15 protein-coding genes are annotated in these 13,881 nt (G+C 70.9%); 9 read left to right on the top strand and 6 right to left on the bottom strand.

The features are described 5' to 3' along the window. Positions 1 to 5 precede the first annotated feature (5 nt). The gene (locus JAN01S_RS04390; RefSeq protein ID WP_157075596.1) at positions 6 to 506 is read right to left on the bottom strand and encodes a hypothetical protein; all 501 of its coding nucleotides are present in this window, start codon (positions 504 to 506) and stop codon (positions 6 to 8) included. Between JAN01S_RS04390 and JAN01S_RS04385 the strand changes: the two genes are divergently transcribed. Continuing rightward, the gene (locus JAN01S_RS04385) at positions 487 to 1,506 is read left to right on the top strand and encodes a dipeptidase (RefSeq protein WP_068314270.1); all 1,020 of its coding nucleotides are present in this window, start codon (positions 487 to 489) and stop codon (positions 1,504 to 1,506) included. The two genes, JAN01S_RS04390 and JAN01S_RS04385, sit on opposite strands and share 20 nt — an antisense overlap. Before the next feature lies 1 nt (position 1,507). Here the strand turns inward: JAN01S_RS04385 and JAN01S_RS04380 are convergent, their stop codons facing one another. After that, entirely contained in the window at positions 1,508 to 1,789 is a 282-nt protein-coding gene (locus JAN01S_RS04380; protein WP_068314267.1) for an antitoxin, read from the bottom strand. A 93-nt stretch (positions 1,790 to 1,882) separates the two neighbouring features. After that, positions 1,883 to 3,547, bottom strand: a complete 1,665-nt coding sequence (locus JAN01S_RS04375; RefSeq protein ID WP_068314264.1) for a DHA2 family efflux MFS transporter permease subunit — start codon at positions 3,545 to 3,547, stop codon at positions 1,883 to 1,885. A gap of 136 nt (positions 3,548 to 3,683) precedes the next feature. On the opposite strand from JAN01S_RS04375, the gene JAN01S_RS04370 reads away from it, so the two are divergent. From JAN01S_RS04370 to guaA, 6 genes are all read left to right on the top strand, one after another. Then, complete coding sequence (locus tag JAN01S_RS04370; RefSeq protein ID WP_068314261.1) at positions 3,684 to 4,805, top strand: GuaB3 family IMP dehydrogenase-related protein; 1,122 nt, start codon at positions 3,684 to 3,686, stop codon at positions 4,803 to 4,805. A 155-nt stretch (positions 4,806 to 4,960) separates the two neighbouring features. Further along, complete coding sequence (locus JAN01S_RS04365) at positions 4,961 to 6,553, top strand: succinic semialdehyde dehydrogenase (protein ID WP_068314258.1); 1,593 nt, start codon at positions 4,961 to 4,963, stop codon at positions 6,551 to 6,553. After that, positions 6,550 to 8,358: an FAD-dependent oxidoreductase gene (locus JAN01S_RS04360; protein WP_068314255.1), complete on the top strand. Its 1,809-nt coding sequence runs from the start codon at positions 6,550 to 6,552 to the stop codon at positions 8,356 to 8,358. The genes JAN01S_RS04365 and JAN01S_RS04360 overlap by 4 nt, the downstream gene beginning before the upstream one ends. A 30-nt stretch (positions 8,359 to 8,388) precedes the next feature. Then, positions 8,389 to 9,141 (top strand): SURF1 family protein, encoded by a 753-nt coding sequence (locus JAN01S_RS04355; RefSeq protein WP_084360027.1) that lies wholly within the window; start codon positions 8,389 to 8,391, stop codon positions 9,139 to 9,141. Further along, positions 9,138 to 9,476 carry a DUF3817 domain-containing protein gene (locus tag JAN01S_RS04350; protein WP_068314248.1) on the top strand — a complete coding sequence of 113 codons (339 nt, stop codon included), beginning with the start codon at positions 9,138 to 9,140 and terminating at the stop codon, positions 9,474 to 9,476. Before JAN01S_RS04355 ends, JAN01S_RS04350 begins: the two co-directional genes overlap by 4 nt. Positions 9,477 to 9,601: 125 nt before the next feature. Then, positions 9,602 to 11,206 carry a glutamine-hydrolyzing GMP synthase gene (gene guaA, locus JAN01S_RS04345; protein WP_068314245.1) on the top strand — a complete coding sequence of 535 codons (1,605 nt, stop codon included), beginning with the start codon at positions 9,602 to 9,604 and terminating at the stop codon, positions 11,204 to 11,206. Between the two features lie 14 nt (positions 11,207 to 11,220). On the opposite strand, the gene JAN01S_RS04340 is transcribed toward guaA, so the two are convergent. Beyond that, entirely contained in the window at positions 11,221 to 11,628 is a 408-nt protein-coding gene (locus JAN01S_RS04340) for an SRPBCC family protein (RefSeq protein WP_157075595.1), read from the bottom strand. An 80-nt stretch (positions 11,629 to 11,708) separates the two neighbouring features. Between JAN01S_RS04340 and JAN01S_RS04335 the strand changes: the two genes are divergently transcribed. Then, complete coding sequence (locus JAN01S_RS04335) at positions 11,709 to 12,218, top strand: hypothetical protein (protein ID WP_068314238.1); 510 nt, start codon at positions 11,709 to 11,711, stop codon at positions 12,216 to 12,218. 232 nt (positions 12,219 to 12,450) lie between these two features. Here JAN01S_RS04335 and JAN01S_RS17635 read toward each other — a convergent pair whose 3' ends face one another. Further along, a complete protein-coding gene (locus JAN01S_RS17635; protein WP_280513172.1) occupies positions 12,451 to 12,576 on the bottom strand; it encodes a hypothetical protein in 126 nt (41 codons plus the stop codon). Positions 12,577 to 12,595: 19 nt separating this feature from the next. Beyond that, the gene (locus JAN01S_RS04330) at positions 12,596 to 13,099 is read right to left on the bottom strand and encodes a hypothetical protein (protein WP_157075594.1); all 504 of its coding nucleotides are present in this window, start codon (positions 13,097 to 13,099) and stop codon (positions 12,596 to 12,598) included. Positions 13,100 to 13,167: 68 nt separating this feature from the next. On the opposite strand from JAN01S_RS04330, the gene JAN01S_RS04325 reads away from it, so the two are divergent. Next, on the top strand, positions 13,168 to 13,878 hold the full coding sequence (locus tag JAN01S_RS04325) for a lysophospholipid acyltransferase family protein (protein WP_084360031.1): 711 nt from the start codon (positions 13,168 to 13,170) through the stop codon (positions 13,876 to 13,878). Positions 13,879 to 13,881: the final 3 nt, after the last annotated feature.

The following is a 13,881-nucleotide window of genomic DNA, read 5'->3' as shown; positions in this document are numbered from 1 at the left end:
ACCGGCTATCCGTGCACCCGTGTCCAGTGCTCCCTCGCACCAGCGGCGGCGACGAAGGCGTGGTGACAGTCCGGGCACCAGTACAACTCGGTCGCCTCCACCCACGAGTCGATCGTCTCCTGCCACCACCACAAGGCGCGCCCGTCCTGGCCATCTGGCGGTGGGAGGACACCCTTGCGCCGGTACAACGACTGCGCGGAGCGCGTCCACCCGAACTGCACGCACAGACCGGCGGAACCTACACGCTCGGGTAAGAGCACCATCTCGCCCGTGCGCAACTGGTCACGCAAGGACGAGGGCGTGACCCCCAGAATCTGCGCGATCTCGCGCACGCGCGCACCAGCCCGCCAGCGCCGGTGCGCCTCCACCACCGCACCGGCATCGGGACCAGACGCAGCGCCCGGATCCACCCACCCGTCCAGCGCCAGCGCCACCACGGCCGCGGTGCACGTGTGGTCCGGCGACACCCGGTGGTTGACTGGAGCGATGACGACGACTGATCGCATCCGCGTCCTCGACGGCCACAACGACCTGCCCTGGCGCCACCGGGACGTGGCCGGCTACGACCTCGACGCGTGCGACATCGCGCAGCCGCAGCCCCACCTGCACACCGACCTGCCCCGCATGCGCGAAGGGGGTCTCGCGGCCCAGCTGTGGTCGGTGTGGGTGCCCTGCTCGATGCAGGGCGAGGCGGCGGTGGCCGCGACGCACGAGCAGATCGACTTCGTCGAGAGCCTGTGCCGCCGCTACGAGGAGATGGTCCCGGCGCGCACCGCAGCGGACGTGCACGCGGCGTGGGCCGACGGGCGGCACGCGGCCCTCATCGGGATGGAGGGCGGGCACTCGATCAACGACTCGCTCGATCACCTGGCCGAGTTCGCCGACCGTGGCGCGCGGTACATGACCCTGACGCACAACGACAACACCGGGTGGGCAGACTCCGCGACCGACGAGCGGGTCCACGGTGGGTTGACCGACTTCGGTCGTCAGGTCGTGGCGCGGATGAACGCCCTCGGCGTCGTCGTGGACCTCTCGCACGTGAGCGCCGAGACGATGCACGACGCGCTCGACGCGACGCGGGTGCCGGTGATGTTCAGCCACTCGGGTGCGCGCGCCGTCTGCGACCACCCGCGCAACGTGCCGGACGACGTCCTCGAGCGCGTCCCCGGCAACGGCGGGATCGTCATGGCCAATGTCGTGCCGAAGTTCGTCAACCAGGCCCGCGCCGACGCTGTGCTCGGCCGCACCGACGTCGTGCCCGACCCGGTCGCGACGATCGAGCACGTCGTCGCGCACTTCGAGCACCTGCGCGAGGTCGTCGGCATCGAGCACGTCGGCATCGGCGCCGACTACGACGGCGTCGACGAGACCCCGGTCGGGCTCGAGGACGTCGCGAGCTACCCGCGGCTGCTGGCCGCGCTGGGGGAGCGCGGCTGGTCCCGCGCCGACCTCGAGGCCCTCGCGCACGGCAACGTGCTGCGGGTCCTCGAGGCGACGCAGGTGTGACTCAGGCGCGCAGGTCGGGGAAGGGCTTCTTCGGGCCGCTCGGCGGGGGCGGGGCCTGACCCGAGAGCGGGGCGCCGTCGACGGTGTCGTGCCCGGTGAGGTTCTTCTTCACGCTCCGCGACAGCCCGGCGATCCGGTCGTGGTACTTGCCGTGGGTGCGCTTGTCGACGAAGCCGGTGGCCTTGTCGATGTAGTCCGACGCCTGCTGCGGGTTCTTGCGCGCCCACTGGCGGGCGGTCTCGGCGGCGGTGAACATCGCCGCGGCCTTGGTGAACTTGGCCATGGGGTCTCCTAGCGGTGGGGATCCGTACTGCCAGTGTCAACGAAGAGGGAGCGCGCAGGATTCCTGCGCGCTCCCCCTTCGCCCGTCGTCGGGTCAGTGCACGAGCACCGGGGCGCTCTCGCCGGGCTCCTCGTCGAGCAGGTGGCTCTCCTCACGCTTGCGCGGGAGGAAGGCCGCGACGACGAGGGTCGCGAGGCACATGAAGGCGGAGACCCAGTAGGTCGCGGCGAAGGCCTCGGCCATGTCGACGCGTACCGCCTGCATGAGGGCCTGGGCACCGGCCGCCGGGTCGGTCGCGTACTGGCCGAGGATCTGGGCGACCTCGGGGAACTTCGCGAGCAGCTGCTGGATCGCGTTCGGGTCCGTGGTGCCCTCGCTCTGCTCGGCGAACTGCTGCGCCTGCCCGATGAGCGGCCGGTTCTCGAAGCCGCGGGTCAGTACGACCGAGGCGATCGCGACGCCGAAGGAGCTGGCGACCTGCTGGGTGATGTTGAGCAGCGTCGAGCCGCGGGCCACCTGGTGGGCGGTGAGCGCCTTGAGCGAGCTCGTCATGAGCGGCATCATCGTCGCGCCCATGCCCAGGCCCATGACGAAGAGCGCCGGGATGACGAAGCCCCAGTAGCTCGAGTCCGCGGACAGCTGGGTGAAGGCGAACATGCCACCGGTGATCAGGGCGATGCCGACGGGCACGATCCGGCCGACCGGGTACTTGTCGACGAGCGCGCCGGCGATCGGCATGGTGACGAGGGCGCCCAGGCCCTGGGGGATCATCAGGATGCCGGCCATGGTCGTCGTCTCACCGCGCACCTGCTGGAAGTAGGTGGGCATGAGCAGCAGGCCGCCGAAGAAGGCCGCGGCGAAGAGGAACATCGTCAGGGCAGCGATGGAGAACTGACGGTTGGCGAGCAGACGCAGGTCGAGCAACGGGTGCTTTGGGCGCATCGACCACCAGCCGAAGGCGAGGATGAGCGCGAGCCCGGCGAGCGCCGTCAGGTAGACCTTGGGCGAGTTGACGGTTCCCTCCTCCGGGATCGAGGAGACGCCGTAGAGGAAGAGCGCGAGGCCGGGCGACATGAGCAGCAGGCCGACGATGTCGAGCGACTCGGTGGGCTCGGTGTGGTCCTTGGGCAGGACGACCGCGGCGTAGACCAGGGCGATGATGCCGATCGGCAGGTTGATGAGGAAGATCCACGTCCAGCTCGGGCGGCCGAGCCAGTGCGCGTTGTCGATGAGCCAGCCGCCGAGGATCGGGCCGCCGATGGGGCCGAGGAGCATCGGGATGCCGAGGATGGCCATGAGTCGGCCGATGCGGTCCGGGCCGGCCGCGCGCGTCATGATCGTCATGCCGAGCGGCATGAGCATGCCGCCGCCGAGGCCCTGGACGACGCGGGCGCCGATGAGCATCTCGATCGTCGGCGCGAAGGCGCACAGGATCGAGCCGGCGACGAAGAAGGCGATCGCCGCCAGGTAGAGGCGCTTGGTGCCGAAGCGGTCCGCGGCCCAGCCGGTGAGCGGGATGACCGTCGCGAGGGCGAGCGTGTAGGCCGTGACCGTCCACGCGACCGTGGAGTACTGCAGCGGCTCGGGACCGGTGGCCAGGTCGGTCTGGAAGTGGGGGAGGGCGACGTTGACGACCGTGATGTCGAGGATCGACATGATCGCGCCGAGGACGACGACGGCGGCGACCTTGAGGACGGCTGCGTCGATCTTGTCCGGGTACTCCTGTGGCAAGGAGGGGTCGTGCGCGGGTGCGGACACAGGGGTCTCCTGAGGTAGAGCGAAGGGGGGATGGCGGCGGCCTCGTCGCCACCCGGGCCGACGAGATAGATGCATGCATCGGCCAAGCAAGTATGCTCCCTCCGGCCCCGAGGGCCAAGCCCTTTAGGCTGGGCGGGTGAACGAGATCGAGATCGGCCGAGGCAAGCGCGGCCGCAGGGCCTACTCCTTCGACGACATCGCGGTGCTGCCGAGTCGGCGCACGCGCGACCCCGAGGAGGTCTCCCTCGACTGGCAGATCGACGCCTACCACTTCGAGATGCCGGTCATCGCGGCGCCGATGGACTCGGTGATGTCGCCGGCGACGGCGATCGCCTTCGGCGAGGCGGGCGGTCTGCCCGTGCTCGACCTCGAGGGCCTGTGGACCCGCTACTCCGACCCCGAGCCGCTGCTCGCCGAGATCGCCTCGCTCGACCCGGTGCTGGCCACGGCGCGCATGCAGGAGATCTACGCGGCACCGATCCAGCCGGAGCTGATCACCGAGCGGCTGCGCGAGCTGCGTGCCGCCGGGGTGACCGTCGCGGGCGCACTGAGCCCGCAGAACACCCAGCAGCACTGGAAGGCCGTCGTCGACGCGGGGGTCGACCTCTTCGTCATCCGCGGCACGACCGTCTCCGCCGAGCACGTGAGCAGCCGCACGGAGCCGCTCAACCTCAAGCGCTTCATCTACGAGCTCGACGTGCCCGTGATCGTCGGTGGTGCCGCGAGTTACACCGCCGCCCTGCACCTCATGCGCACCGGTGCCGCCGGTGTCCTCGTCGGATTCGGCGGAGGAGCGGCGCACACGACCCGGCAGGCCCTGGGCATCCACGCCCCGATGGCCAGCGCCGTCGCCGATGTCGCCGCGGCCCGCCGCGACTACCTCGACGAGTCGGGCGGCCGATACGTCCACGTCATCGCCGACGGTGGCCTGGGGACGAGCGGTGACATCGTCAAGGCGATCGCGTGCGGCGCCGACGCCGTCATGCTCGGCGCAGCGCTCGCCCGCGCCGCCGACGCCCCCGGGCGCGGCTACCACTGGGGCGCCGAGGCGCACCACCCCGAGCTGCCGCGCGGCGCGCGCGTCGAGGTCGGCTCGGTCGCCCCGCTGCAGGAGGTGCTCTTCGGCCCGAGCAAGGTCGCCGACGGCACGACCAACCTCGTCGGCGCGCTGCGCCGGGCCATGGCGACCACGGGCTACACCGAGGTCAAGGAGCTGCAGCGCATCGAGGTCGTCGTCGCGCCGCACCAGCCGAGCTGACCCTCCCTTCGCCCTCCCGCGCATCCGCCCGGGGAAATGCAACCTCTTGACCTCGAGACTTTGCATCCGCCCGGGGACATGCGCGCCGGGTGCTGCTCGTCTCATTGGCGGGTTGACCCATGGCCAACGGATGCGCTCAAGGTTACTTTTGGGTAATGACCTCGGAGATCATCGCTGACCCTGAGCTGGACCCCACGGCCACCTACGCCGTCGACCCCGGGCGCGCCCGGCGGTATGCCGCCCGGGTCGTCGCGTCGCCGACCGCGCAGACCTTCACCCGGACCTCGCCCCTGACCGGGGGTCCCATCGCGGCCCTGCCGCTGTCGACCACCGAGGACGTCCGGCGCGCCGTCGCCGCGGCCCGCGCCGCGCAGACCCGGTGGGCGGCCACCTCCTTCGACGAGCGTCGCCGCATCATGCTGCGCTTCCACGACCTCGTCCTCGCCAAGCAGGTCGAGCTGCTCGACCTCATCCAGATCGAGTCGGGCAAGGTGCGCAAGCAGGCCTTCGAGGAGGTCCTCGACACCGCGCTGGCCGCGCGCTACTACGGTCGCACCGCCGAGGCGCACCTCAAGCCGCAGCGGGTCGCCGGCGCCTTCCCCGTCCTCACCCAGACGCAGGTGCTCCACCACCCCAAGGGTGTCGTCGGCATCGTCTCGCCGTGGAACTACCCGCTGAGCCTGGCGATCACCGACGCCCTGCCCGCTCTCATGGCCGGCAACGCCGTCGTCCTGCGTCCGGATCAGCAGGGCTCGGTCACCGCGCTCGCCGGGATCGAGCTGCTGCGCGAGGCCGGGCTGCCCGAGGGGGTCTTCCAGGTCGTGCTCGGTCGCGGCTCCGAGGCCGGACAGGCGGTCGTCGATCTCACCGACTACGTCTGCTACACCGGCTCGACCCCGACCGGGCGCCGCGTCGCGCAGTCCGCGGCCGCCCGCCTCGTCTCCTTCAGCATGGAGCTCGGCGGCAAGAACTCCGTCTACATCGCCGACGACGCCGACCTCGACCGGGCCGTCGAGGGCGCCGTGCGTGCGTGCTTCTCCAGCGCGGGCCAGCTGTGCATCTCGACCGAGCGGGTCGTCGTGCACGAGGCGATCGCCGACGAGTTCATCCCGCGCTTCGTCGCCGCCGTCGACGCGATGACGATCGGCACGGCGCTCGAGTACGGCTACGACATGGGCTCCTTGGTCAGCCAGGACCAGCTCGACACCGTCACCGCCCACGTCCAGGACGCCACGGCGAAGGGGGCGAAGATCCTCACGGGCGGTCGGCACCGGCCCGACCTCGGCCCCTACGTCTACGAGCCCACCGTGCTCGAGGGCGTCACCTCCGCGATGACGTGCCGCGACGAGGAGACCTTCGGTCCGCTCGTGTCGATCTACCGCGTCCCGGACGACGCGGCCGCGATCGCCCTGGTCAACGACACCGAGTACGGCCTGAACTCCTCGGTCTGGACCCGCGACGTGCGACGCGGCCGACAGGTCGCCGCCCGCATCCAGACCGGCACCGTAAACATCAACGAGGCCTACGCCGCGGCGTGGGGCTCGATGGGCGCACCCATGGGCGGCATGAAGGACTCCGGTATGGGTCGCCGTCACGGCGCCGAGGGCATCCTCAAGTACACCGAGGCGCAGACCGTCGCCGCCCAGTACCTCGTGCCGATCGCGCCGGCCTTCGGCATGAGCGACCGCACCCACTCCAAGGTGATGACGCTCGGCCTGCGGGCCATGAAGATGATGGGTATGAAGTGACCGACCGCGACACCAGCACCGCCTCCACCGTCGGCGTCGACACCGACGTCCTGGTCATCGGCTCCGGATTCGGAGGCTCGGTTGCCGCCCTTCGCCTGTCGGAGAAGGGGTATCGCGTCACCGTCCTCGAGGCCGGCCGTCGCTTCGCCGACACCGACTTCGCCGAGACGAGTTGGGACCTGAAGAACTTCCTGTGGGCGCCGAAGCTCGGCTGCTACGGCATCCAGCGCATCCACATGCTCAAGGACGTGATGATCCTCGCGGGAGCGGGCGTCGGCGGCGGGTCGCTCAACTACGCCAACACGCTCTACGTCCCGCCGGAGGTCTTCTTCAAGGACCGGCAGTGGGGCCACATCACCGACTGGCAGGACGAGCTGCTGCCGCACTACGACATGGCCAGCTCGATGCTCGGTGTCGTGACCAACCCCTGCGAGGGAGTCGTCGAGGACGCGATGCGGGCCGCAGCCGAGGAGATGGGAGTCCCCGAGACCTTCCGCAAGACGCCGGTCGGCGTGCTCTTCGGTGACGACGACTCGCCGCAGGAGCAGGGCAAGCAGGTGGCGGACCCGTACTTCGGCGGGGTGGGGCCGAGCCGCACGACGTGCACCGAGTGCGGCAACTGCATGGTCGGCTGCCGGGTGGGCGCCAAGAACACCCTGATGAAGAACTACCTCGCGCTCGCCGAAGGCCTCGGCGCGCAGGTCGTGCCCATGCGCACCGTGACCCGCGTGGGTGTCGTGCCCGGGACCGAGGGCCCGGACGAGGTCTACCGCGTGCGGCACGAGGCCACGGATGCGTTGGGGGACAAGAGCGCTCGCATCACCACTGCGCGCAAGGTCGTCGTCGCGGCCGGCACGTGGGGTACGCAGCAGCTGCTCCACGCGATGAAGGCCGACGGCGAGCTGCCGGGCATCAGCGACCGGCTCGGCGAGCTGACCCGCACCAACTCCGAGGCGCTCGTCGGCGCCCTGGCCTCGACGCCGCCGGAGGGTGAGTACGACCTGACGAAGGGGGTGGCCATCACCTCCTCCTTCCACCCCGACTCCGCGACCCACATCGAGAACGTGCGGTACGGCAAGGGCTCGGACGCGATGGGGATGCTCACCACCCTGCTGGCGCCGCCGCGCACCGGGCCGGTGCCGCGCTTCGTCAAGCTGCTGGGCCAGCTGCCGCTCAACATCCCGGCCCTGATCGCCTGGTTCCCCCCGGGCACCCACTTCGCCGACAGCACGGTCATCGGGCTGGTCATGCAGAGTCTCGACAACTCGCTGACGACCTACCTGACCGAGGGTCCCGGTGGGCGCCGTCGACTCACCTCGAAGCAGGGCCACGGCGAGGAGAACCCCACCTACATCGAGTCCGGTCACGACGGGATCCGCGTCCTCGCCCGCAAGCTCGCCGAGCGGATCGGCGTCCCCTTCCACCCCGGCGGCACGTGGAGCGAAGCGTTCGACATCCCGCTCACCGCGCACTTCCTCGGAGGCGCCCCGATCAGCGACTCCCCGGCCTCCGGTGTCATCGACCCGTACCAGCGGTTGTGGGGCCACCCGGGCGTCAGCGTCGTCGACGGGTCGGCCGTCTCGGCCAACCTCGGCGTCAACCCGTCGCTGACGATCACGGCGCAGTCCGAGCGCACGTTCTCGTTGTGGCCCAACGCGGGTGAGCACGACGAGCGTCCGGGGCAGGGCGAGGCGTACCGCCGTCTGGAGCCCGTGCCCGCTCGTCGCCCGGCGGTGCGTGAGTTCACCCACGTCAGCTCGCGGGTGTCCCTGCCGATGCCGGCCGTGCGCCACGGCGTGGCCTGAGGCCCGAGACGGCTCGCGTAGCCTGAGCGGGTGCTCAGGACCGCCCTTCGACCCCGCTGGCTGGGGCTGCTCGTCGTGGCACTCGTCCTCGCCGCTCTCGGCATCGTCGCCGGCCGCTGGCAGTGGTCCGTGGCGCACGACGTCGCCCGGGCCGACGCGGTCCGCGAGGTCCAGGAGCGGCCGGTGCGGCCGCTGGCGGACGTCGTCGGACCGCACGAGTCCTTCCCCGACGACGGCTCGGGACAACGGGTCTCGACGCGCGGTGAGTACACCGGCGAGTCGCTGCTGGTGGTCAACCGCCGCTTCGACGACCAACGCGTCGCCTGGGTCCTCGACCGCTTCGTCGTCGCGGAGTCCGGGGCCAACCTGGCCGTGGTCCGGGGCTGGATCGCGCCGGGGGAGGACCCCCCTTCGCCTCCGTCCGGAACCATCGACCTCGTCGGCTCGTTGGCACCACCGGAGGCACCGGACGAGTCCGGCGGCAGCGCCGACGGCGAGCTGACCTCGGTCGACATCGCCCAGCTGGTCAACGTCTGGGACGGTGACATCTACAACGGGTTCGTCTTCGCCGTCACCGAGGACGGCGAGGCCGGGGCAAAGGGGGTCCAGCGGGTCCCCCCGCCGCTGCCCGACACCTCGCTGCAGTGGCGCAACGTGATGTACGCCTTCCAGTGGTGGCTGTTCTCGGCCTTCGCACTGTGGATGTGGACCAAGATGGTGCGCCAGGCGGCGCGCAAGGACGAGGCGGACGAGTCCGCCGTGAGCACGGAGGAGAGCACGTGAGCAACGAGACCAGGGCCGGGACGGCCGACCCGAGGGCGATCGCGACCGCGTTGTCCTTCTTCCGGGTCACCGCCGTCATCGCCGGTCTGGCGATGTTCGTCCTCATCGTCGAGATGGTCCTCAAGTACGGCATGGACAACGACGTGCTCGCCTGGTGGTCGCCGGTGCACGGTCTGATCTTCATGGTCTTCGCCGTCGCCACGGCCAACCTCGGCTTCAAGGTCGGCTGGTCGGTCGGCCGGATGATCCTCATCCTCCTGCTCGCCTGCATCCCCTTCCTCGCCTTCGTCGAGGAGCGCCGCGTCGTCCGCGAGGTCACCCCGCTCATCTCCTGACCCCTGTGTCTGCATTGCCCTACGGCAATGCAACCTCTCGACGTCAAGACTTTGCATTTCCCCGGGGAGATGCGCGGTCCGGGACGGGCGAAGGGGGAGGGGCTGCGCCCCGGTAACCTGTGCGGGTGACGGAATCCCTCTCGCAGACCTCCCCGGTCGACTCGCTGAAGACCTCGCCGGTCCTCGTCGTCGACTACGGCGCCCAGTACGCCCAGCTCATCGCCCGCCGCGTGCGTGAGGCGAAGATCTACAGCGAGGTCGTGCCGCACACGATGCCCGTGGCCGAGATCCTCGCCAAGGAGCCGGCCGCGGTGATCCTCTCCGGCGGCCCCTCGTCGGTCTACGCCGAGGACGCCCCCTCGCTCGACGTGACGCTGCTCGAGGCCGGGGTCCCGGTCTTCGGCATGTGCTACGGCTTCCAGGCGATGGTCCAGGCGCTCGGCGGCACCGTCGAGCGGACCGGTCTGCGCGAGTACGGCTCGACCCGCGCGCAGGTGAGCGACCGCGAGTCCACGCTCTTCAACGGCCAGCCCGCCGAGCAGTCGGTGTGGATGAGCCACGGCGACTCGGTCACCGAGGCGCCCGAGGGCATGCGGGTCACCGCGAGCACCTCCGGAGCGCCGGTCGCGGCCTTCGAGGACGACGAGCGGCGCCTCTACGGGGTGCAGTGGCACCCCGAGGTGCTGCACTCGACCTTCGGCCAGCCCGTCCTCGAGAACTTCCTCCTCCGTGGCGCCGGGCTGAGCCCAAACTGGACCGCCGACAATGTCATCGACGAGCAGGTCGAGCTCATCCGCGAGACCGTCGGCGAGGACCGCGTGCTCTGCGCCCTCTCCGGCGGGGTCGACTCCTCTGTCGCGGCGGCGCTCGTGCAGCGCGCCGTCGGCGAGCAGCTGACCTGCGTCTTCGTCGACCACGGCCTGCTGCGGCAGGGCGAGGCCGAGCAGGTCGAGGAGGAGTTCGTCGCCGCGACCGGGGTGAAGCTCGTCGTCGTCGACGCCAAGGAGCGCTTCCTCGGCGCGCTCGCCGGGGTCACCGACCCCGAGGACAAGCGCAAGATCATCGGCCGCGAGTTCATCCGCGTCTTCGAGCAGGCCGCCCGCGACGTCGTCGGCGAGGGCGACGAGTCGGGTCACCCGGTCAAGTGGCTCGTCCAAGGCACGCTCTATCCCGACGTCGTCGAGTCCGGCGGCGGCACGGGTGCGGCCAACATCAAGTCGCACCACAACGTGGGCGGTCTGCCCGACGACCTGCAGTTCAAGCTCATCGAGCCGCTGCGCGCCCTCTTCAAGGACGAGGTGCGTCAGGTCGGTCGCGAGCTCGGTGTGCCCGACCCGATCGTCGACCGCCAGCCCTTCCCCGGGCCGGGGCTGGGCATCCGCATCATCGGCGAGGTCACCGAGCACAACCTCGACATCCTGCGCCGCGCCGACGCGATCGCCCGCGAGGAGCTGACCGCCGCCGGCCTCGACAAGGAGATCTGGCAGTGCCCTGTCGTCCTGCTCGCCGACGTCCGCTCGGTGGGTGTCCAGGGCGACGGCCGCACCTACGGCCACCCGATCGTGCTGCGCCCCGTCTCGTCGGAGGACGCGATGACCGCCGACTGGACCCGCGTGCCGGGTGACGTGCTGGCGCAGATCTCCACGCGCATCACCAACGAGGTCGCAGAGGTCAACCGGGTCGTGCTCGACGTGACGAGCAAGCCGCCGGGCACCATCGAGTGGGAGTGACGGCGCGCCCTGCGTCAGCTGGCGAGGCGCTCCCAGAGCACGCCGATGCCACCGCACAGGCAGATCAGGGCCACGGCCCCGCCGAGGCTGACAGCGATCTGACGCAGGTCGAGCCCCCAGTGACGCGTCTGCGGGGCAAAGCCGATCGCCCCGCGCGAGATGTGTGAGTGTGGTGCCGCGTAGTGGACGGTCACCGTCTGGCCGGGGACGATGTCTGCAGTGATCGAGGCCTTGCCGAAGCCGCCTCTGCCCTGTGCCTCGCAGGTGATCTCGTACCGACCCGCGGGGACTGGGACGGTCGCCCCGCGGATCTCGTGGCTGAAGACCTCGTGACCGTTGATCCAGCACCGCACCGGTTGCGGGATCGTCGTCGGGGTGAGGACGACAGCAAGGTACCCCTGGGGCCCCGGCGGTGGTTGCATGGGCGACCACGTTAGTCGGGGATTGCTCCCCATGGTTGCCGGGGTATCCGACTCGTAGCCTACTCGGCGAGACCTGGTACGTGCTGCGGCACGTGCGGGGGGCGCTCTACCTTCGCGAGGGGATCTCGCCGCAGGGCTACCACGCACTGAGCCTGGTGCGCCTCGACGATGCCGAGCGTGACCTCTTCCTCGAGCGATTCCAACTCCCCGAGAGAGCAGAGTCGGTCGAGCCGTTGGACCTCGACATCACGCTGACCGAGACCCAGCTGGAGGCCGCAAGCATCGAGATCACCCAGCAGCTGCGCTTCCTCGACGACACCGCCTACATCGGCAACCTGGCGACGACGGCAGCCGACGGCACCATCGAGACGTCGATGGTCCACGTGCTCTCCGATGCCCGGATCGTCGTCGGCGACCTCGCAGCGGGCCGCGTCCACTACCGCGGCATCACGCCAGCGACCTTGAGGGAGCGCTGGGACGCGTGGCGGCAGGCGCAGTCCGGCAGGGTGTCGACGGACGCCGACAACGGGCTGAACGCACACCCCGAGCTCCTCACCACCCCGGTCGTGGCCGGCGACGACGCGAGCTGATCCCCCGGAAGGGGAGTGCGTGACAGAGGGGATGGACCCCGTCCGCGTCTACGAGTTCGCGCGCACGATGATGGGGCTCGGGCAGCGCGTCGACGACGTGCGATCGAGTGGGCAGGCGCAACTGGCGACCTTGGCAGACACCCGGTCGGGCGATGACCTGGAGGGCTTCACACAGGACTGGCGCGATGCCCTGCCGCATCGTCACCGGGGAGATCGATGGTGCGGTGGTCCGCTACCGGGGTGCCACGGTGGCCGCGCTGCGGGAGACGTGGGCCGCGGACCCGGCCTTCGTGACGACGTCCGAGGTGGACCCGACGTGCTGGGCCGAGCACTGGTCGTGGCCCAGCCCGACGACCACGCGAGCTGACCCCCCTTCGTCAGGCGGAGGCCAGCACGCTGCCGAGGCCGCAGAGGCAGATGATCGCCACGGTCGCGAGGATGACCGCGATCAGCACGCCCACGCCCTTGCGCGACTGCCGCTCGTGGCCGATCGACCCGGTCGTGAACTGGTGCCACGGCACCGCGTAGAAGCCCGGCACCGTCTGCCCCGCGTGGACCTCGAGGGCCAGGTCGGCCTGGCCGTACTGCCGCATCCACTGCGCGTGCACGTGGACGTGGTGCCTCCCGGGACGAAGGGGGAAGAAGTTCGGCCCGAAGGCGGCCGGCACCGGGTAGCCGTCGATGTGCACCGTCGGCGTCAGGCCGGTGGTGAAGGCATTGCCCTGCAGGGTGAGCAGCAGCGCTCCGTGCCCCGGCGGGGGCTGCATCGTGCTCGCCTGCGGACCGGACACCGGCATCACTTGCTGACCGTGCGGCGGCTGGCCTTGGGGTTGGTGGCCGTGCGGCTGCTGCGGCGGGTGCGGGGGAGGCGGCGTCGTCATGGGCGCATGCTCGCCCATCGGCCGGACGCGCGCCAATCGGCGAAGTGACGCTGGCCTACGCTGGCCGGGTGAGCAGCAACCCGGCGATGCGCGTCCTGGAGTGGCTCCTGCGGCGGGTCGTCGTGGGGCCACCGCTGCGGGCGTGGGTGCGCCTGCGGGTCGAGGGTGCCGAGCACGTCCCGACCACCGGCCCGGTGATCATCGCGAGCAACCACCTGAGCTTCATCGACTCGCTGGTCATCCCGCTCGCCGCCGGCCGCAAGGTCGGCTTCCTCGGCAAGGCCGAGTACGTCACCGGCACGGGGGTCACGGGCTGGCTCGGCCGGCTGTGGTTCGGCGAGTTCGGCGGGATGATCCCCGTCGACCGCTCCGACGCCCGCGCCGCAGCGCGCTCGCTCGAGCTCGCCGAGGAGCACCTCGCGACCGGCGGGGCCTTCGGCATCTACCCGGAGGGCACCCGCAGCCGCGACGGACTGCTGCACAAGGGCCGCACCGGCGTCGGCCGGCTGGCGTTGGCCTCCGGCGCACCGGTCGTCCCCTGCGCCCTCATCGGCACCGACCGGGCACAGCCCGTCGACGCGCGGGGTATCCGCCCGCACCGCGTGACGGTTCGCTTCGCCCCGCCGGTCGACGTCGCCGCCCTCGAGGCCCAGCACGTCAAGGGCAAGCTGCTGCGCGCGATCACCGACGAGGTGATGGACGCCATCGCCGAGCGCTCCGGTCAGACGCGCAGCGCCGACTTCGCTGCACGGCCGGGAGCCTCCGCGCCGTTAGGGTGAGTC

Origin of the sequence: Janibacter anophelis NBRC 107843 (assembly GCF_001570945.1) — a bacterium.
GTDB lineage: Bacteria > Actinomycetota > Actinomycetes > Actinomycetales > Dermatophilaceae > Janibacter > Janibacter anophelis.
This window is presented reverse-complemented; position numbering and strand designations above follow the sequence as displayed.

Bases quoted from the DNA above. Each gene is read 5' to 3' on its own strand.
- JAN01S_RS04385 (WP_068314270.1), top strand. From the start codon at position 487: ATGACGACGACTGATCGCATCCGCGTCCTCGACGGCCACAACGACCTG.
- JAN01S_RS04390 (WP_157075596.1), bottom strand. From the start codon at position 506: ATGCGATCAGTCGTCGTCATCGCTCCAGTCAACCACCGGGTGTCGCCG.
- JAN01S_RS04380 (WP_068314267.1), bottom strand. From the start codon at position 1,789: ATGGCCAAGTTCACCAAGGCCGCGGCGATGTTCACCGCCGCCGAGACC.
- JAN01S_RS04365 (WP_068314258.1), top strand. From the start codon at position 4,961: ATGACCTCGGAGATCATCGCTGACCCTGAGCTGGACCCCACGGCCACC.
- JAN01S_RS04340 (WP_157075595.1), bottom strand. From the start codon at position 11,628: ATGCAACCACCGCCGGGGCCCCAGGGGTACCTTGCTGTCGTCCTCACC.
- JAN01S_RS04330 (WP_157075594.1), bottom strand. From the start codon at position 13,099: ATGACGACGCCGCCTCCCCCGCACCCGCCGCAGCAGCCGCACGGCCAC.